Source organism: Streptomyces spiroverticillatus (assembly GCA_014650415.1).
GTDB lineage: Bacteria > Actinomycetota > Actinomycetes > Streptomycetales > Streptomycetaceae > Streptomyces > Streptomyces spiroverticillatus.
Genome location: BMUX01000001.1, coordinates 130,195 through 147,337, shown reverse-complemented (window position 1 = coordinate 147,337; position 17,143 = coordinate 130,195). Strand labels below are relative to the sequence as shown.

General features: G+C 72.0%; 17 protein-coding genes. 12 read left to right on the top strand and 5 right to left on the bottom strand.

The window, feature by feature from the left end; all coding sequences use genetic code 11:
- Window positions 1-4: 4 nt before the first annotated feature.
- Both IE269_RS00725 and nudC read left to right on the top strand, forming a co-directional pair.
- Window positions 5-1,402, top strand: coding sequence for a dipeptidase (locus IE269_RS00725; RefSeq protein ID WP_189820686.1), 1,398 nt, complete (start codon window positions 5-7; stop codon window positions 1,400-1,402).
- A 223-nt stretch (window positions 1,403-1,625) separates the two neighbouring features.
- On the top strand, window positions 1,626-2,513 hold the full coding sequence (nudC, locus tag IE269_RS00720) for an NAD(+) diphosphatase (RefSeq protein ID WP_189821321.1): 888 nt from the start codon (window positions 1,626-1,628) through the stop codon (window positions 2,511-2,513).
- Between the two features lie 73 nt (window positions 2,514-2,586).
- On the opposite strand, the gene IE269_RS00715 is transcribed toward nudC, so the two are convergent.
- Entirely contained in the window at window positions 2,587-2,844 is a 258-nt protein-coding gene (locus IE269_RS00715; protein ID WP_189820685.1) for a glutaredoxin domain-containing protein, read from the bottom strand.
- Window positions 2,845-3,033: 189 nt separating this feature from the next.
- Between IE269_RS00715 and IE269_RS00710 the strand changes: the two genes are divergently transcribed.
- From IE269_RS00710 to IE269_RS00690, 5 genes are all read left to right on the top strand, one after another.
- On the top strand, window positions 3,034-5,217 hold the full coding sequence (locus IE269_RS00710; protein ID WP_189820684.1) for an ATP-dependent DNA helicase UvrD2: 2,184 nt from the start codon (window positions 3,034-3,036) through the stop codon (window positions 5,215-5,217).
- Window positions 5,218-5,419: 202 nt separating this feature from the next.
- Complete coding sequence (locus tag IE269_RS00705; protein ID WP_189820683.1) at window positions 5,420-5,770, top strand: hypothetical protein; 351 nt, start codon at window positions 5,420-5,422, stop codon at window positions 5,768-5,770.
- Window positions 5,771-5,940: 170 nt separating this feature from the next.
- The gene (locus IE269_RS00700) at window positions 5,941-6,309 is read left to right on the top strand and encodes a WhiB family transcriptional regulator (protein ID WP_189820682.1); all 369 of its coding nucleotides are present in this window, start codon (window positions 5,941-5,943) and stop codon (window positions 6,307-6,309) included.
- Entirely contained in the window at window positions 6,306-6,635 is a 330-nt protein-coding gene (locus IE269_RS00695) for a hypothetical protein (RefSeq protein WP_189820681.1), read from the top strand. Before IE269_RS00700 ends, IE269_RS00695 begins: the two co-directional genes overlap by 4 nt.
- A gap of 129 nt (window positions 6,636-6,764) precedes the next feature.
- Window positions 6,765-6,974: a hypothetical protein gene (locus IE269_RS00690; RefSeq protein ID WP_189821394.1), complete on the top strand. Its 210-nt coding sequence runs from the start codon at window positions 6,765-6,767 to the stop codon at window positions 6,972-6,974.
- Between the two features lie 34 nt (window positions 6,975-7,008).
- Here IE269_RS00690 and IE269_RS00685 read toward each other — a convergent pair whose 3' ends face one another.
- The gene (locus IE269_RS00685; protein WP_189820680.1) at window positions 7,009-8,385 is read right to left on the bottom strand and encodes an ABC1 kinase family protein; all 1,377 of its coding nucleotides are present in this window, start codon (window positions 8,383-8,385) and stop codon (window positions 7,009-7,011) included.
- 87 nt (window positions 8,386-8,472) lie between these two features.
- On the bottom strand, window positions 8,473-9,612 hold the full coding sequence (locus IE269_RS00680) for a ThiF family adenylyltransferase (protein WP_189820679.1): 1,140 nt from the start codon (window positions 9,610-9,612) through the stop codon (window positions 8,473-8,475).
- Window positions 9,613-9,823: 211 nt separating this feature from the next.
- On the opposite strand from IE269_RS00680, the gene IE269_RS00675 reads away from it, so the two are divergent.
- The 4 genes from IE269_RS00675 (at window position 9,824) to IE269_RS00660 (ending at window position 13,693) form a co-directional block, all read left to right on the top strand.
- Entirely contained in the window at window positions 9,824-10,366 is a 543-nt protein-coding gene (locus tag IE269_RS00675; protein WP_189820678.1) for a M48 metallopeptidase family protein, read from the top strand.
- Between the two features lie 144 nt (window positions 10,367-10,510).
- Window positions 10,511-12,226, top strand: coding sequence for a TerD family protein (locus tag IE269_RS00670; protein ID WP_189820677.1), 1,716 nt, complete (start codon window positions 10,511-10,513; stop codon window positions 12,224-12,226).
- 14 nt (window positions 12,227-12,240) lie between these two features.
- Entirely contained in the window at window positions 12,241-12,921 is a 681-nt protein-coding gene (locus tag IE269_RS00665; protein WP_189820676.1) for an AIM24 family protein, read from the top strand.
- Between the two features lie 16 nt (window positions 12,922-12,937).
- On the top strand, window positions 12,938-13,693 hold the full coding sequence (locus tag IE269_RS00660) for an AIM24 family protein (protein ID WP_189820675.1): 756 nt from the start codon (window positions 12,938-12,940) through the stop codon (window positions 13,691-13,693).
- A gap of 63 nt (window positions 13,694-13,756) precedes the next feature.
- On the opposite strand, the gene IE269_RS00655 is transcribed toward IE269_RS00660, so the two are convergent.
- Both IE269_RS00655 and IE269_RS00650 read right to left on the bottom strand, forming a co-directional pair.
- Window positions 13,757-14,296 (bottom strand): NUDIX hydrolase, encoded by a 540-nt coding sequence (locus tag IE269_RS00655; RefSeq protein ID WP_189820674.1) that lies wholly within the window; start codon window positions 14,294-14,296, stop codon window positions 13,757-13,759.
- Entirely contained in the window at window positions 14,293-15,726 is a 1,434-nt protein-coding gene (locus IE269_RS00650; RefSeq protein WP_189820673.1) for a zinc-dependent metalloprotease, read from the bottom strand. Before IE269_RS00650 ends, IE269_RS00655 begins: the two co-directional genes overlap by 4 nt.
- Window positions 15,727-15,917: 191 nt before the next feature.
- Here IE269_RS00650 and IE269_RS00645 point away from each other — a divergent pair, with 191 nt between their 5' ends.
- Window positions 15,918-17,066, top strand: coding sequence for an SDR family oxidoreductase (locus IE269_RS00645; RefSeq protein ID WP_189820672.1), 1,149 nt, complete (start codon window positions 15,918-15,920; stop codon window positions 17,064-17,066).
- Window positions 17,067-17,143: the final 77 nt, after the last annotated feature.

Sequence of the window (17,143 nt, the reverse complement as noted above, 5' to 3'; positions counted from 1 at the left end):
GGTCATGAGCGAGACCCCGGACAGCGCCGTCCGTACGTACATCGAAGAGCACCGCGCCGCCTTCCTGGCCGACCTGGCCGAGTGGCTGCGCATCCCCTCCGTGTCGGCCCAGCCCGAGCACGCCGAGGACGTACGGCGCAGCGCCGAGTGGCTGGCCGCCAAGCTCAGGGAGACCGGCTTCCCGGTCGCCGAGATCTGGCCCACCGACGGCGCCCCGGCGGTCTTCGCCGAGTGGCCCTCCGGGGACGCGGACGCCCCCACGGTCCTCGTCTACGGACACCACGACGTGCAGCCCGCCGCCCGCGAGGACGGCTGGCACACCGAGCCCTTCGAGCCGACGACGATCGACGGCCGGATGTACGGGCGCGGCGCCGCCGACGACAAGGGCCAGGTGTTCTTCCACACCCTCGGCGTGCGCGCGCACCTCGCCGCGACCGGCCGCACCGCCCCCGCCGTGAACCTCAAGCTCCTGATCGAGGGCGAGGAGGAGTCCGGCTCGCCGCACTTCCGCGAGCTGATCGAGGCCCGGCGCGAGCGCCTCGCCGCCGACGCCGTGATCGTCTCCGACACCGGCATGTGGTCCGAGGACACCCCGACCGTGTGCACGGGCATGCGCGGCGTCGCCGACTGCGAGATCACCTTCCGCGGGCCCGACCAGGACATCCACTCGGGCTCCTTCGGCGGCGCGGTCCCCAACCCCGCCACCGTCGCCGCCCGCGTGGTCGCCGCCCTGCACGACGAGGACGGCCACATCACCGTCCCCGGCTTCTACGACGGCATCGTGCCCCTCACCGACCAGGAGCGCGCGCTCTTCGCGGAGCTGCCCTTCGACGAGGCGAAGTGGCTGCGTACGGCCAAGTCCTACGCCACCCACGGCGAGGCCGGCTACTCCACCCTGGAGCGCATCTGGGCCCGCCCGACCGCCGAGGTCAACGGCATCGGCGGCGGCTACCAGGGCCCCGGCGGCAAGACCATCGTCCCCGCGTCCGCCGAGCTGAAGCTGTCGTTCCGCCTGGTCGCCGGACAGGACCCGGACAAGATCGAGCAGGCGGTACGGGACTGGATCGCGACCCGCGTCCCCGCCGGAATCCGCTACGACATCACCTTCGGCGCGGCCACCCGCCCCTGCCTGACCCCGCTCGACCACCCCGCCCTGCAGTCCGTCGCACGGGCCATGGGCCGGGCCTTCGAGCAGCCGATCCGCTTCACCCGCGAAGGAGGCTCCGGCCCCGCCGCCGACCTCCAGGACGTCCTCGGCGCACCCGTGCTCTTCCTGGGCATCTCCGTGCCGTCCGACGGCTGGCACGCGCCCAACGAGAAGGTCGAACTGGACCTGCTGCTCAAGGGCGTCGAGACCACCGCGTACCTGTGGGGCGACCTCGCCGCGCAGCCCCTTCGCTGACACAGCCGACACAACCGCTGAGCAGAACAGAATCCCGATCCACCCGGGGGAGTTGGAAGCACCTGTGAGCACCAGCACCGACAACGGCGTCACCGGCACCGGCAACGGCGTCACCACGAGCACCACCGGAAACGGCGTCACCAGCACCACCAGCAGCAGCACCGGAGTCCTCGGCACGAACGCCCGCTTCGACCGGCCGCTCGCCCTCTCCGCCTCCAGCGGCATCGACCGCGCCGCGCACCACCGCATGGACGAGGCCTGGCTGGCCGCCGCCTGGAGCCACCCCTCGACCCGCGTCTTCGTCGTCTCCGGCGGCCAGGCGCTGATCGACGACACCCCCGACGGCCGCACCGAACTGGTCATGACCCCGGCCTTCGAGGCCCCCCTGACCGAGACCCACCGCTACTTCCTGGGCACCGACGACGAGGGCGTCAGCTACTTCGCGCTCCAGAAGGACAGCCTCCCCGGCCGCATGGACCAGTCCGCGCGCCCGGCCGGACTGCGCGAGGCGGGGCTGCTGCTCTCGCCCCGGGACGCGGGCCTGATGGTGCACGCGGTGGCCCTGGAGAACTGGCAGCGGCTGCATCGTTTCTGCTCCCGCTGCGGCGAGCGCACCGTGATCGCCGCCGCCGGGCACATCCGCCGCTGCCAGGCCTGCGGCGCCGAGCACTACCCGCGCACCGACCCCGCCGTGATCATGCTGGTCACCGACGACCAGGACCGCGCGCTGCTCGGCCGCCAGGTGCACTGGCCCGAGGGCCGCTTCTCCACGCTCGCGGGCTTCGTCGAGCCCGGCGAGTCCATCGAGCAGTCGGTGGCCCGCGAGGTCTTCGAGGAGGCGGGCGTCGTCGTCGGCGAGGTCGAGTACCTGGCCAGCCAGCCGTGGCCGTTCCCGTCCAGCCTGATGCTGGGCTTCACGGCCCGCGCCACCAGCTCCGAGATCAACGTGGACGGCGAGGAGATCGAGGAGGCCCGCTGGTTCTCCCGCGAGGACCTGGCCGCCGCCTTCGCGTCCGGCGAGGTGCTGCCGCCGTTCGGCATCTCGATCGCGGCCCGCCTGATCGAGCACTGGTACGGCAAGCCGCTGCCGAAGCCGGGCCGCGCCGCCTGACGTCTGGCGTACGTACGACGAGGGCCGCCCCGCGACATGCGGGGCGGCCCTTGCCGTACACGAAAAGCTCAGGTCAGACGGCGGCCAGCGCCTGCTTGACCTGCGCCAGCGACGGGTTCGTCATGACCGACTCGGTGCCCGCCTCGGACACGACGAGCAGGGTCGGAACGGTCTGGTTGCCCCCGTTGGCCTTCTCCACGAACGCGGCCGAGTCGGCGTCGTGCTCGATGTTGACCTCGTTGTAGGCGATGCCTTCGCGGTCCATCTGGCTCTTCAGCCGGCGGCAGTAGCCGCACCACGTGGTGCTGTACATCGTCACGGTGCCCGACATGTCCCTCTTGCTCCTCTGCTTGGCTGGGGCTCGCCCGGGGTGAACCCTTCAGCGATCCGTACTCCCAGTGGCTCGAACGTAACGGACCCCCGGACCATTCCCGTCACCACTCCCGCATTAGTACGACCGGACCTCACCCCCTGTGGACAACCGCCGCAGCAGTCCCGGGCGACCTGGCAGCATGGCAGGGTGACAGCAGCAACGCACTCCTCCCTTTTCCCGCAGGTCCCGGAGACGGCCGACGCGGTGCTCGACGGGCTCGACCCCGAGCAGCGCCAGGTCGCCACCGCCCTGCACGGTCCGGTGTGCGTCCTCGCCGGAGCCGGTACGGGAAAGACCCGCGCGATCACCCACCGGATCGCCTACGGGGTGCGGCTCGGCACCTTCGAGCAGAACAGCCTGCTGGCCGTGACCTTCACCACCCGTGCCGCCGGCGAGATGCGCGGCCGGCTCCGCCAGCTCGGTGCGGGCGGCGTCCAGGTCCGCACCTTCCACGCCGCCGCCCTGCGCCAGCTCCGCTACTTCTGGCCCAAGGTGGTCGGCGGCGAGCTGCCCCGGCTGATCGAGCGCAAGGTGCAACTGGTCGCGGAGGCCGCCGGACGTCTCGGCATCCGCCTGGACCGGGGCGAGCTGCGCGACGTCACCAGCGAGATCGAATGGGCCAAGGTCACCCAGACCGTCCCCGACGACTACCCCGCCGCCATCGCCAAGGCCCACCGCGCGGCCCCGCGCGGCGAGGCGGAAATCAGCCAGATCTACACGGCGTACGAGCAGCTCAAGCGCGAGCGCGGGCTGATCGACTTCGAGGACGTGCTGCTGCTGACCGTCGGCATCCTCCAGGACCAGCACCTGATCGCCGACGAGTTCCGCCGCCAGTACCAGCACTTCGTCGTCGACGAGTACCAGGACGTCAGCCCGCTCCAGCAGCGCCTGCTCGAACTGTGGCTCGGCGAGCGCGACAGCCTGTGCGTCGTCGGCGACGCCAACCAGACGATCTACTCCTTCACCGGCGCCACCCCCGACCACCTGCTGAACTTCCGCACCCGCCACCCCGAGGCCACCGTCGTCAAGCTGGTCCGCGACTACCGCTCCACCCCCCAGGTCGTGCACCTCGCCAACGGCGTCCTCGCCCCGGCCACCGGCCGCGCCGCCGAGAACCGCCTGGAGCTGATCTCCCAGCGCGAGCAGGGCCCCGCCCCCGTCTTCCGCGAGTACGCCGACGAGCCCGGCGAGGCCGAAGGCACCGCCCGGCGCATCCGCGACCTGATCGCCGCGGGCGTCCCGGCCGGCGAGATCGCCGTGCTCTACCGCGTCAACGCCCAGTCCGAGGTGTACGAGCAGGCCCTCGCCGACGCCGGGGTGCCCTACCAGCTGCGCGGCGCCGAGCGCTTCTTCGAGCGGCCCGAGGTGAACGAGGCGATCAGCAGGCTGCGCGGCGCGGCCCGCTTCGGCGGCAACGACTCCCTCCTCGACGGCGTCGACGGGCTGCCCGCCCAGGTCCGCGCCATCCTCAGCGGCAACGGCTGGAAACCGACCCCCCCGGCCGGGTCCGGCGTGGTCCGCGACCGCTGGGAGTCCCTCGCCGCCCTGGCCCGCCTCGCCGAGGACTTCTCCCGCGCCGCACCGCAGGCCACCCTCGCCGCCCTGGTCTCCGAACTGGAGGAGCGCAAGGCCGCCCAGCACGCCCCCACCGTCCAGGGCGTCACCCTCGCCTCCCTGCACGCTGCCAAGGGCCTGGAGTGGGACGCCGTGTTCCTGGTCGGCCTCACCGAGGGCATGATGCCGATCACGTACGCCAAGACCGAGGAGCAGATCGAGGAGGAACGCCGGCTGCTGTACGTCGGCGTCACCCGGGCCCGCGTCCACCTCAGCCTGTCCTGGGCGCTGGCCCGCTCGCCCGGCGGCCGCGCCTCCCGGATCGCCAGCCGCTTCCTCAAGGGCCTGCGACCCGGCTCGGGCACCCAGGTCTCCCGGGCCGCCGCGGGCAGCTCCCCGAGCGCCTCCGGGGCCGCTCCCGGCACCACCGTGCGGACCTTCCGGGGGCCGGTGCGCTGCCGGGTGTGCGGCAAGACACTCATCGACGGCGGCGAGATGAAGCTGAGGCGCTGCGAGGGCTGCCCCTCCGACATGGACGAGGGGCTGTACGAGCGGCTGCACGGCTGGCGCGGGCGGCAGGCGAAGAAGGTGGGGCTGCCGGGGTACTGCGTCTTCACCGACAAGACCCTGATGGCGATCGCCGAGGCCCGTCCCGAGGACGAGGGCGATCTCACCAGGATCGCCGGGGTCGGACACCGCAAGACGAAGCTGTACGGAACGGCCGTTCTCGCCCTCTGCGCAGGTCAGGAGCTCGACGAGGAAGAGACGGAGGACTGACGGCGGGCCGGTGGGGGAGCGGCGGGGGTGTGAGAAAAACTCGTCGAAAAAATAGTTTGCGCTTCCTGCGGGGAGCCCCATAGGTTCTTAACCACGGGAACAGCGGCTCTTCTCTGAAGCCCTGATTCTGTGCTGTACTTATCCGAATACGTGTGTGTCGGCCTCGGCCGGGACCCCTAGACGCCGAGAGGAGGCGATTCCAGTGACCAGCTTCATTAACTCCACCAAAATGACCGATCGCTCCGTCGTCTCCGCCTGCACTCTCGGCTCTTCCCTGCTCGTCGCCTCTCCCGCCGCTTCGCTGCGTGGCACCGGTCTGTCTGCCGTCTCGGCCCTCAGCCCGGCCCCGCTGGCGAGCCTCCCCGTCCGGGGAACCGTCGAGGGCGGCAATGAGCGACCGACCAAGGCACCGGTGGCAGCAGTAGCGAAGGCGCAGGCGCAGGCCTATGCGTTCGCGGCGACCGGTGCCGGATTTACCACGCAGACGACGACGCAGCACCAGCACAAGATGTGGGCCTTCCGTGGGCTCGAACCCTGGAGTGATCCAGCCTGACGACGATCAGGCCGGCGCCTTCAGGGCCGCGGAACCCCACCCGGGATCCGCGGCCCTTCTGTTTTTCCCGAACCGGGAGGACAGGCCGAAGGGGCCTCGGGACCAAGCAACACCGGTACCAGCCACCACCCGGCCAACAGGCCGGAACGACAGACGAGGAATCCACCACCGTGCAACTCGACACGCACGCCCCGTCCGTACCGACTTCCCACCCGATCCCGCCGCCCGGCTCCACGGAGGACCCGACCTTGACTCCCCTCACCGCGCTCACCGCGCTCGACGACGCCATCGAGAACCTCGGCGTGCCCGTCCCCTGCCGTTCGTACGACCCGGAGGTCTTCTTCGCCGAGACCCCCGCCGACGTCGAGTACGCCAAGTCGCTCTGCCGCACCTGCCCGCTGGTCGAGGCCTGCCTCGCCGGCGCCAAGGAGCGCCGCGAGCCCTGGGGCGTCTGGGGTGGCGAGCTGTTCGTCCAGGGCGTCGTCGTCGCCCGGAAGCGTCCGCGCGGCCGTCCGCGCAAGAACCCGGTCGCAGCATGAACATCACCGGCACAGGACCCATTGACCGCCCCCACACGCACGATCCCCAGAAGCAGGACCCGATGACCCCCACGACCTACGAGCCGTCCGGCTCCGCGACTTCCACCGCAAGCACCATCGGCGCGAACGCCTCGCGTCAGAACAGGACCCGCGAGATGCAACTCATCCCAGAAGCCCTGGCTCGTGCCCATATGCAAGAGCGTCGGCGGGAAGCCGACGCCGAGCGCCAGGCCGTGCGCCTGGTCGCGGCCCGGCGCATGCAGCGTCGCGCGGAGCGCGTGTCGCTCCGTGCCCGCCGTGCGCTGGCCATGGCGGTCATGCAGTAGGCAGACCGCCGAAGGGCACGCAGTACCCGAGCAACAACAGAGCAGTAACCGTGGGGCCGGTCCGCAAGGGCCGGCCCCACGGGCGTGTACGGGGGAGACTGTGCCGACCCGCGGGGTTATCGTCGCGAGGTGGACCCGCAGCAGCCCGGCCCCGCGCAGCCCGCGCCCGACGACGGCGACGCGAGCGTCGTGTGCGCCCAGTGCGGCACGCGCGCCCAGGGGCCCCCGCCGACCTGGACCCTCTCCGTCGAGGGCGGCAGCCGACGCCACTTCTGCGTCGACTGTGCCCGCACCAACCTCCGCGCCATCGAGGGCCGCCTCGACTCCTCCTGGTGGTGACCGGGGCCGAAGCCCGGGCCGAAGCCCGGCCCCGTCACTCGGCCCTGGACCGCTCCACCGGCTCCTCCGCCTCCGGAAGGAACCCCGGCAGCCAGGCCTCCAGCTCCTCCCGCAGCCGCACCGTCGCACCCAGCTGGCAGAGCACCCCGATGGTGCTCAGCGTGACCCGGTGTATCAGCAGGTACGCGGGCGGCAGGTTGAGCTGCTTGCCCAACTGGTGGGCGGGGGAGCGGACATCGGCGATCCGCCCCGCCTGCTGCCGCAACCAGCCCCGGCTGAACGCGAACTCCTCCACCTGCACCGGCTCGATGATCGGCAGCAGATAGTCCAGCACCGCACCGGGGTCCAGCTCGATGTCCTCCTTGACGAAACCGTCGCGGCGCAGCATGTCGTACACCCCGTCCGCGTCGCCCTCCAGCGCCATCCGCAGCGCCTCGCCGATCGCGTCCGGCAGACCGCCCGGCAGCCGGTCGACAGTCCCGAAGTCCAGCACCCCCAGCCGCCACGGCCCCTCGTCGCCGGCCTCCTGGGAACTCGCGGGCAGCAGCCGGAAGTTGCCCGGATGCGGGTCGGCGTGCAGCAGCCCCGTACGCGCCGGGCCCGAGAACAGGAACCGGGCCAGCAACTGCCCCGCCCTGTCCCGCTGTTCCTGCGTGCCGTCCGCGATCACCTCGGCCAGCGGCACACCGTCCATCCACTCCGTCACCAGCACCTGGTCGCACTGGTGCACCACATCCGGCACCACCACGTCCGGGTCGGCGGCGAACTCCGCCGCGTGCTCCCGCTGGGCCCGCGCCTCCAGCTCGTAGTCCAGCTCCTCCGTCACCCGGTCGCGCAGCTCCGTGATCAGCGGCTTGATGTCCATACCGGGAATCAGCGGCCCCAACAGCCGCGCGAACCTGCCCAGTTGATTGAGATCCGACAGCAGTGCCTCACCGGCCCCCGGGTACTGCACCTTGACGGCCACCGCCCGGCCGTCGTGCCACACCGCCCGGTGCACCTGCCCTATCGACGCGGCCGCCGACGGCTTGTCCTCGAACTCCCGGAACAGCTCCCGCCAGTCCTCGCCGAGCCGCTCCGTCAGCACCTTGTGCACCGTGCTCGTCGGCATCGGCGGCGCCGCTTCCTGAAGCTTCGTCAGGGCCGCCCGGTACGGTCCGGCGATCTCCTCCGGCAGTGCCGACTCGAAGACGGACAGCGCCTGCCCGAATTTCATGGCGCCCCCCTTCAACTCCCCGAGGACCTTGAAGAGCTGTTCCGCCGTGCGCTGTTGCAGCTCCCGCCCGACGATCTCCGCCGACTTCCCGCCGATCCGTTTGCCCAAGCCCCAGGCGGTCCGGCCGGCGAAGCCCAGTGGCAACGCGGCCAGCTTGGCGGTACGGGTGACCGCCTTCCGGGGAAGATCAGACATGAGCCCCTCCAAATCCCAGACAGCCGCACCGCACCTGCCCCGGAGGCCCCGCTTCCGCGGCCTTCTCCCCGGCACTTTCGACGGCGCCTACCGTGCCATTGTGTCCTGCGGCCTCAAGCCCTCCTCGGGGGCGTCCCCTTCCCTCACCCGACCTGCACCGCAGGAGCAGTCCCGGTGCGCGGCGACCTCCTCGCGCCGCCAGTCGAGGAGCGGCAGCGCCGCCTCCCACCGCGCCCCGGTGCTCGACGGCAACTCCCCGTCCAGGAAGGCCAGCGCATGGGCGGCCGCCAACCCCGCCACCGCGGTGGCCAACGCCACGTCGCACCCCGGCACCCCGCCCCGCCGCCCCGAGCGCCACTGCGCCTGCATCCTCAGCCACCCCGGATCGCGCTCCGCCCGTGTCCGGAACAGGCACCCGGCGCACGCCGTCCCGCCCGGCAGCACCAGCGGCCCCACCACCCCCGTGGCCTCCACCACCCCCGCGTACAAGTGCGGGACCCCGCCCGTCACCCAGGGCTCGGCCGCCGCGGGGTCCGGCACATAGGCGTCCAGCCCGTCCCGCGGCGCCACCACGACCAGCGACAACGCGGGCTCGGCGTCCGGTGCCGGGCCGGACCGCTGCCGGGGAGCACGCCCGGGAGCGCAGTCCCGTACGACCCGACGGGCGACGGTGTCCCGACGCGTGCCCACCGCCTCCGCCGACGCCCCGCCCGGTGCCACGTCCCACGGCTCCACGCACCCGCCGTCCAGTACGTCGACCCGGCCCACCCCGGCCGCCGACAGCACCCCGGCGAGCGTCGTGCCGACCCGTCCCGCACCGCGCACCTGCACCCGGGCCGACCGCCGGGCCGCCAGCCGCCGCGCCCCGCCGCCCGGCTCCGGATGCACCACGCTCAGCGAGGCCAGGTCGGGCCGCAGCCGGTCGGCCTCCTCGGACCGCGCGAGCAGGGCGACCGCCCCGGGCCCGCCCGCGCCCACGTCGTCGATCAGTCCCGCCGCCGCGAGCCGGGCCACCAGCCGGTCCGCCTGCTCCTCGGGCAGACCCCGCGCCCGCGCCTCCTCGCGCAGCAACGGCATGCCGCGCGTCCCGTCCAGCAGCCCGAGCAGCGTGCCGGTCGCCGTGTCCACCGGGCCGACCAGCACCGCGTGCGCGGACGTCACCCCGAACTGCACGCTCTGCCGGTCCCGCCAGGCCCGCCGCAGTGCGGGCTTCACCCTCGGATGCATCGGTCCCACCCCCGTCCTTCGTCGCTCTCGCCGTGCCGGCGTGATCGCCTGGGTCCAGAGTGCGCCGTCCCGCGCATCCGTGCCGAAAGTTGTCCACAGGGCCGGGCGTTAGTCGTACAAGCAGGGTGTCCGGGGGAGTCGCGGAGTGCGCTTCCGGCCGTAACCGGGCCAAGGCAGGACTTCCGCCGGGCACAGCGGGTAACGTCGTGGCGTGTCCGCCGACCCGTCCCCCCGCTTCGCCGTCGAGGTCCGCAGAAGTGCCCGGCGCAGCCGCACCGTCTCCGCGTACCGCGAGGGCGACCGCACCATCGTGCTCATTCCGGCCCGCATGTCCGAGGCCGAGGAGCAGCGCTGGGTCGGCGTGATGCTCGACAAACTGGCCGCCCAGGAGAGCAAGCGCGCCCTCGGCGACGACGACCTCACCGAGCGCGCCACCCAGCTCTCCGGCCAGTACTTCGACGGCCGGGCCAAGCCCGCCTCGGTGCGCTGGGTGACCAACCAGAACACCCGCTGGGGCTCCTGCACCCCCTCCGAGGGCAGCATCCGGCTCTCCCACCGCCTCCAGGGAATGCCGGAGTACGTCATCGACTACGTACTCCTGCACGAGCTGGCGCACCTCCTCGTGCCCGGCCACGGTGCCCGCTTCTGGCAGCTCCTGGAGGCCTACCCGCGCACCGAGCGGGCCCGCGGCTACCTCGAAGGGGTGGTCGCCGCCGACCGCCTGCCCCACCTGCCCAAAGCGCGCGAGCAGTAACACCGGCCCCGGCCCGCCGCCGCAACGGGGTGCCGCCCTGCGGTGATCTGTACCGACTGTGTACCGGCCTGCTGCACTGTCAGAGTTTGCGGATAGCCTGCTTCGCGACGCATCCACATCCGGGACGGGGGACGGTCGTTACGTATGGCCAGGGAATTCCAGCGCGGCCACAAGGCCAAGATCAGTGACCTCACAGCGGGGACGGACCTGTACGTAGGCGTGCAGATCGGCGCTCCCGGGCTGACCTTCGACATCAGCTGCTTCGGCCTCGACGCGAACGAGCAGCTCACCGACGACCGGTACTTCATCTTCTTCAACCAGCCCAAATCGCCCGAGGAGTCGATCCAGCTCCTGGGCGCGCAGGCCGGTGACACAGAGTCGTTCCGCGTCACCCTCGACCGGCTTCCCGCGCACATCCACAAGCTGTCGTTCACCGCGACCATCGACGGCGCTGGACAGATGTCGCAGGTGTCTCCCGGGTACATCCGGGTCGTGGCGGGCGGCGAGGAAGTCGTCCGGTACTCCTTCAACGGCTCGGAGTTCAGCACCGAGCGCGCCGTGATGCTCGGCGACTTCTACCTCAAGGACGTGTGGCGCTTCGCCGCCGTCGGCCAGGGCTTCGACGGCGGCCTGGAAGCCCTGCTGAAGAACTTCGGCGGCGAGGTCGAGGAGGAGCAGCAGCAGCCCGCGGCCCCGGCGCCCCAGCAGGGCGCGGCGCCCGGATTCGCCCCGCCCGCCCAGTCCGGCCCGCCCGCACCGCCCCAGCCGGCCCCCTCCTTCGGCGCGCCGGCCCCGGCGCCCGCACCCCAGGCACCGACCCCGCACTACACCCCGCCCCAGGGCAGCACCCCGCCCCCGGCGCCCGCACCCGCCGTCCCGCCGGTGCACGCCGCGCAGACCATCGCCGCACCGCTGCACACCCAGCAGCCGTACGGCCAGCCGCCGCACGCCCCGCAGGCGCCCCAGCCGCCGCAGAGCTACGGCCAGCAGGTCCCGGGCCAGAGCCAGGGCGGCCAGTACGGCTACCCGCAGGGAGCACCACCGGCCGCCCCCGGACCGTACGGACAGCCGGGACAGCAGCCCCCGCCGCAGCAGGGCCAGTACCCGCCGCAACAGCACCACCAGCCGTACGGCCAGCAGGGAGTGCCCCCGCAGGGCATTCCCCAGGGCATCCCGCCGCAGGGCGCACCGCAGACCGCGCCCGGCCTCCAGGCCGCCCTCCAGAAGTTCCGCGAGACACCCACCGGCCAGCGCTGGACCCCGCAGAACGAGCAGCTGATGCGGGTCGACCTCGGCAACAACGGCACCGCCGTGCTCGCCCGCCAGGGCAGCATGGTGATGTACCAGGGCAAGGTCGAATTCAGCTACAAGGGCGCCGGTTTCCGGGGCCGCATCGTCGGCAACGCCACCGGCCAGGAGATGCAGCTGATGCGTTGCACCGGCGCCGGACAGGTGTTTTTCGCGGAGAACGCCGCACACCTGCACCCCATCGAGCTCCAGGGCGACGGCATCTGCGTCTCCGCCGAGAACGTCCTCGCGTTCGACGAGACCCTCACGCACGAGGTCCGCCGCATCGAGGGCCACGGCATCCCGGGCGGCGCACTGTTCACGATGATGTTCCACGGCACCGGCACCGTCGTCGTGAAGACCCAGGGCATCCCGGTCGTCCTGCCGGTCACGCCCACCACCTTCGCCGACAGCAACGCCATCGTGGCCTGGTCGGCGGCCTCCCAGGTGATCCTCTCCAGCCAGGTCAGGCTGCGCCGCCAGGCGTTCCCCGGCCACAGCGGAGAGACCGTGAACCTGCAGTTCCGGGGAGCCCCCGGAAACTTCATCGTCGTCCAGCCGTACGAGGTCTGAGGGAGCCCGAAGAAATGAACCAGCAACTCGCGGGCTACGCCCCGACCCCCGTCTCCGCCCGCATGGAGAACCACGGCCGGTCCATGCTGAAGGTCGCCATGGCCTCCGGCCAGGACCTGTTCGCGCGCACCGGCTCGATGGTCGCCTACGAGGGCTTCGTCCAGTACGAGCCCAACCCTCCGGCGGTGCGCCAGATCGCCTCGCAGTGGATCACCGGCGAGGGCGCGCCCCTCATGAAGTGCTCCGGCGACGGCCTGCTCTACCTCGCCGACTACGGCGCGGACGTCGTCGTGATCAACCTCAACAACGACGCCCTCTCCGTCAACGGCACCAACCTGCTCGCCTTCGACGCGACCCTCCAGTGGGGCGTCGAGCGGGTCAAGGGACTGGCCAAGTTCGCCGGCCAGGGCCTGTGGAACGTGAAGGTCACCGGCACCGGCTGGGTCGCCCTCACCTCGCGCGGCACGCCCATCGTCGTCGACTGCGGTCGCGGCGAGGACGAGACGTACGTCGACCCGGACGCCCTGGTCGCCTGGTCCCCGAACCTCAAGGTCAAGGGCAAGCGCAGCTTCAAGGCGTCCTCCCTGATCGGGCGCGGCAGCGGCGAGGCGTACCAGATGGCCTTCTCGGGCCAGGGCGTCGTCGTCGTACAGCCCAGCGAGGACAGCTCGGACCGCCTGCGGATCAGGCACTGAGGGGGATACGGAGATCATGCAGAGCCCGCTTTTCGGCCACACGGAAGTGCAGTCCACCGAGCGCTACACCGCGCAGAACCCGCAGCTCCTGCGCGTCGCCCTCACCGGCCACGACGATGTCCTCGCCCGCAAGGGCAGCATGGTCGCCTACCAGGGCCTGATGGAGTTCGACGGCGAGTACGTCTCGCAGCAGCAACAGCGTGCCCGCGCCAACACCGGCGAGGGCCTGGACCTGATGCGCTGCTCCGGGCAGGGCACCGTCTTCCTGGCCAACCTCGCGCAGTACATCCACGTCGTGGACGTCGACCAGGACGGCCTCACCGTCGACAGCAGCTACGTCCTCGCCCTGGACTCGGCGCTGCACACCGAGGTCGTCGCCGTCGACAGCCAGTACGGCATCTCCGGCTCCGGCAAGTACCAGATGAACATCTCCGGCCGCGGCAAGGTCGCCCTGATGACCTCGGGGCAGCCCCTGATGATGCAGGTCACGCCCGACCGGTACATCAGCGCCGACGCGGACGCGGTGGTCGCCTGGTCGGCGTCGCTGCGGGTGCAGATGCAGGCGCAGACGCACTCCTCGGGGATACGGCGCAGGCGCGGCAACACCGGTGAGGGCTGGGAGCTGAGCTTCCTCGGCCAGGGCATCGTCCTGGTCCAGCCCAGCGAGGTCATGCCGCCGCAGAACGCGGTGATCGGCCAGGGCATGGCCGCCCAGTACGGCATGGGCCAGCACGGCGCGCACGGGCAGAACCAGAACAACGCCTGGAACTAGCACCAGGCAAGAAGTAAGGGGCGACCTCCGGGAGGTCGCCCCTTACCCATGAACTGCTGAAAGCTACTGCGCAGCCAGTGCCGCCCGCGTCCGCTCCACCAGCCGCACCACCGACTCGTCGGCCACGTCCGCGACCTCGTCGAAGGCGAACCAGCGCAGGTCGTCCGACTCGTCGCTGATCGCCTCGACCGCACCCGCCGGCGCGAGCGCCGCGTACTGCACGTCCAGATGCCAGTGGCACGGCGCCGGAATCGGATGCCGGTCCAGCCGGACCGGACCCACCGGAAGCAGCGTCAGGCCCTCGATGCCGGACTCCTCGGTGGCCTCGCGCAGGGCCGCGTCCGCCACCGTGGCGTCACCGCTCTCGCAGTGCCCGCCCATCTGGAGCCACATCTTCAGCTTCTTGTGCAGCGTCAGCAGCACCCGGCCGCCCTCGGCGTCCACCACCAGCGCACTGGCCGTGAGGTGACCGGCCGTGCAGGCCTTCCACATCCCGTCCGGGTGCGCGGAAAGGTGGTCCAGGTACTGCTGGCGCAGCTCGGCCTGGTCCTCTTGCCCCTGGTATCCCTTGAGCACAAGGACCGCGTCGTCGTGCAGGGTCACTTGCCGCCCTCGTCGCCTTCGTCGTCCTTCTTGAGGTCCGGCTTGTCCCCGGCAGAACCGCTCGCCGCCTCGCCGAGCATCTTGTCCAGCTCGGAGAAGTCCATCTGCTCGCGGTGCACGAAGCCGTCCGGGTCGTCCAGGTCGGCGGCCGTCGGCAGCATGTCCGGGTGCTCCCACAGCCCGTCGCGGCCCTCGTGGCCCCGCGCGTCCGTGAGCGAGGCCCACAGCCGGGCGGCGTCCCGCAGACGGCGCGGGCGCAGCTGCATGCCCACCAGCGTCGCGAAGGTCTGCTCGGCCGGACCACCGGTGGCGCGCCGCCTGCGCAGCGTCTCACGCAGCGCGTCGGCGGACGTCAGACGGGGCTTGGCGGCCTCGTGCACGACCGCGTCCACCCAGCCCTCGACGAGCGCCAGCGCCGTCTCCAGACGGGCCAGGGCGGCCTTCTGCGCCGGAGTCTCCTCCGGCTGGAACATGCCCTGCTGGAGGGCCTCCTGAAGCTGCTCGGGGTTGGACGGGTCGAGACCGCCGACCGCCTCCTCCAGCTTCGAGGTGTCCACGGTGATCCCGCGGGCGTACCCCTCGACCGCGCCGAACAGGTGCGAGCGCAGCCACGGCACGTGCGCGAAGAGCCGCTGGTGGGCGGCCTCGCGCAGCGCCAGGTACAGCCGTACCTCGTTCTCGTCGACGCTCAGGTCCTTGCCGAACGCCGCCACGTTCAACGGCAGCAGAGCGGCCTTGCCGGCCGGGCCCAGCGGCAGACCGATGTCGGTCGACCCGGTCACCTCGCCCGCCAGCACACCGATGGCCTGCCCGATCTGCTGGCCGAACATGGCGCCGCCCATGGAGCGCATCATGCCGATCAGCGGGCCCGCCATGGCCTGCATCTCCTCGGGCAGCACATCGCCCATGGCCGCGCCGACGCGCTCCGCCACCGGGTCCACGAGCTGCTTCCACGCGGGCAGGGTCGCCTCGACCCACTCCGCACGGCTCCACGCCACCGCGGTGGTCGCACCGGAGGGCAGCGACGTCACGCCGTCCAGCCAGTGGTCGGCGAGGCGCACGGCCTCCTCGACCGCCGAGCGCTCGCCGGCGCTCACACTGGCGTCCTTGGTGCCGTCGGAGGCGCCCTGCGCGACGGTCTGCCGGGCGACGTCCTTGGCCATGTCCCAGTTCACGGGACCGCCCTCGTAGCTCAGCATCTGGCCGAGCTGCTGGAAGGCGGCGCCCAGGTCGTTCGGGTTCATCGAACCGAACATCGCGGCGAACGGATTGTCACCGCCGGCGCCGCCCATGCCGGGCAGACCGCCGAACCCGAAGGGGTTCTGCGGGTTGCCGGAACCCTGCCCACCACCGGCAGGGTCCTTCTTCTTGCCGTCGCCGTCCTCCGGCTCCTCCGGCGGAAGGCCGAATCCGAATGGGGTGTCACTCACGGGTTTCCTCGGCTCGTAGGGCCGCCGGAGTTGGCCGGCGGCGGCTGCCCGGCTTCTGCACCCAGCGTAGACACCCGAACAGGTTCCGGGCTCGGTGCTCCGCCGACTCGGGGCCTGCGGCAGGATGGACGCCACCTGGTCCGCACGCGCCAACTCGCGTACGTACTGAAGACAACCGCTGGAGACGCCCGGTGAGTTCCCCAGATCCGCAGGTTCGCGCAACAGAATCCCAGGTTCGCGCAGCGCGAAACCCGTCAACCCCCTCCGTCCCGTCGCGCGGCTCCGTGCGCGGCCCGGTCGTCGCGGTCACCGGTGCCGCGTCCGGAGTCGGCGCCCACCTGACCCGGCGACTGGCCGAGTCCGAGGAGATCAAGCAGGTCGTCGCGATCGACGAGCGGCGCGGCGACGTCTCCGAGGCGCAGTGGCACATCCTCGACGTCCGTGACCCGGCCATCGCCGAGAAGCTGCGCGGCGCCGACGTCGTCGTGCACCTGGCGCTCGACCTCGACCTGGAGACCGACCCCGCCGCCCGCACCGCGTACAACGTGCGCGGCACGCAGACGGTGCTCACCGCCGCAGCCGCCGCAGGGGTGCACCGGGTCGTGCTGTGCACCAGCGCCATGGTCTACGGCGCCCTGCCCGACAACGACATCCCCCTCTCCGAGGACGCCGAACTGCGCGCCACCGCCGAGGCCACCGGCGTCGGCGACCTCCTGGAGGTCGAGCGGCTGGGCCGCCGCGCCCCGCGCGCCCACCCCGGCCTCAACGTCACGGTCGTCCGCCCCGCCGTCCTGGTCGGCGGTACGGACACGGCCCTGACCCGCTACTTCGAGTCGCCCCGCCTCCTGGTGGCCGCCGGATCGCGCCCCACCTGGCAGTTCTGCCACGTGGACGACCTGGTGAGTGCCCTGGAGTACGCCGTCCTGGAGAAGGTCGAGGGCGAGATCGCGGTGGGCTGCGACGGCTGGCTGGAGCAGGAGGAGGTCGAGGAGCTCAGCGGCATCCGCCGCATGGAGCTGCCCTCGGCGGTCGCCCTGGGCGCTGCCGCACGCCTGCACCGGATCGGCCTGACACCGTCACCGGCGGGCGACCTGGCGTACACCATGCACCCCTGGGTGGTCAGCGTCTCCCGGCTGCACGACGCCGGCTGGCGGCCCCGGTGGACGAACGAGGAAGTCCTCGCCGAGCTCCTCAAAGAGGTGGAAGGACGGCACACCGTCGCCGGACGCAGGCTCGGCCGGAAAGACGCCACCGCAGCCGGTGCCGCGGGTGCCACCGTCGCGCTGCTCGGTACGGCCGCACTGGTGCGCCGCGCCCGCAAGGCGCGCCGCCGCATCTGACCGCAGCCAAGCCTTGGGTCCGGCGCAACTGTAGGAGGCTCCAGAGGTCGCCCCCGCGTGCCGGGCGATCACGCAAT

Bases quoted from the DNA above. Each gene is read 5' to 3' on its own strand.
- IE269_RS00670 (WP_189820677.1), top strand. From the start codon at position 10,511: ATGGCCAGGGAATTCCAGCGCGGCCACAAGGCCAAGATCAGTGACCTC.
- IE269_RS00725 (WP_189820686.1), top strand. From the start codon at position 5: ATGAGCGAGACCCCGGACAGCGCCGTCCGTACGTACATCGAAGAGCAC.
- IE269_RS00665 (WP_189820676.1), top strand. From the start codon at position 12,241: ATGAACCAGCAACTCGCGGGCTACGCCCCGACCCCCGTCTCCGCCCGC.
- IE269_RS00715 (WP_189820685.1), bottom strand. From the start codon at position 2,844: ATGTCGGGCACCGTGACGATGTACAGCACCACGTGGTGCGGCTACTGC.
- IE269_RS00680 (WP_189820679.1), bottom strand. From the start codon at position 9,612: ATGCATCCGAGGGTGAAGCCCGCACTGCGGCGGGCCTGGCGGGACCGG.
- IE269_RS00685 (WP_189820680.1), bottom strand. From the start codon at position 8,385: ATGTCTGATCTTCCCCGGAAGGCGGTCACCCGTACCGCCAAGCTGGCC.
- IE269_RS00660 (WP_189820675.1), top strand. From the start codon at position 12,938: ATGCAGAGCCCGCTTTTCGGCCACACGGAAGTGCAGTCCACCGAGCGC.
- IE269_RS00695 (WP_189820681.1), top strand. From the start codon at position 6,306: ATGAACATCACCGGCACAGGACCCATTGACCGCCCCCACACGCACGAT.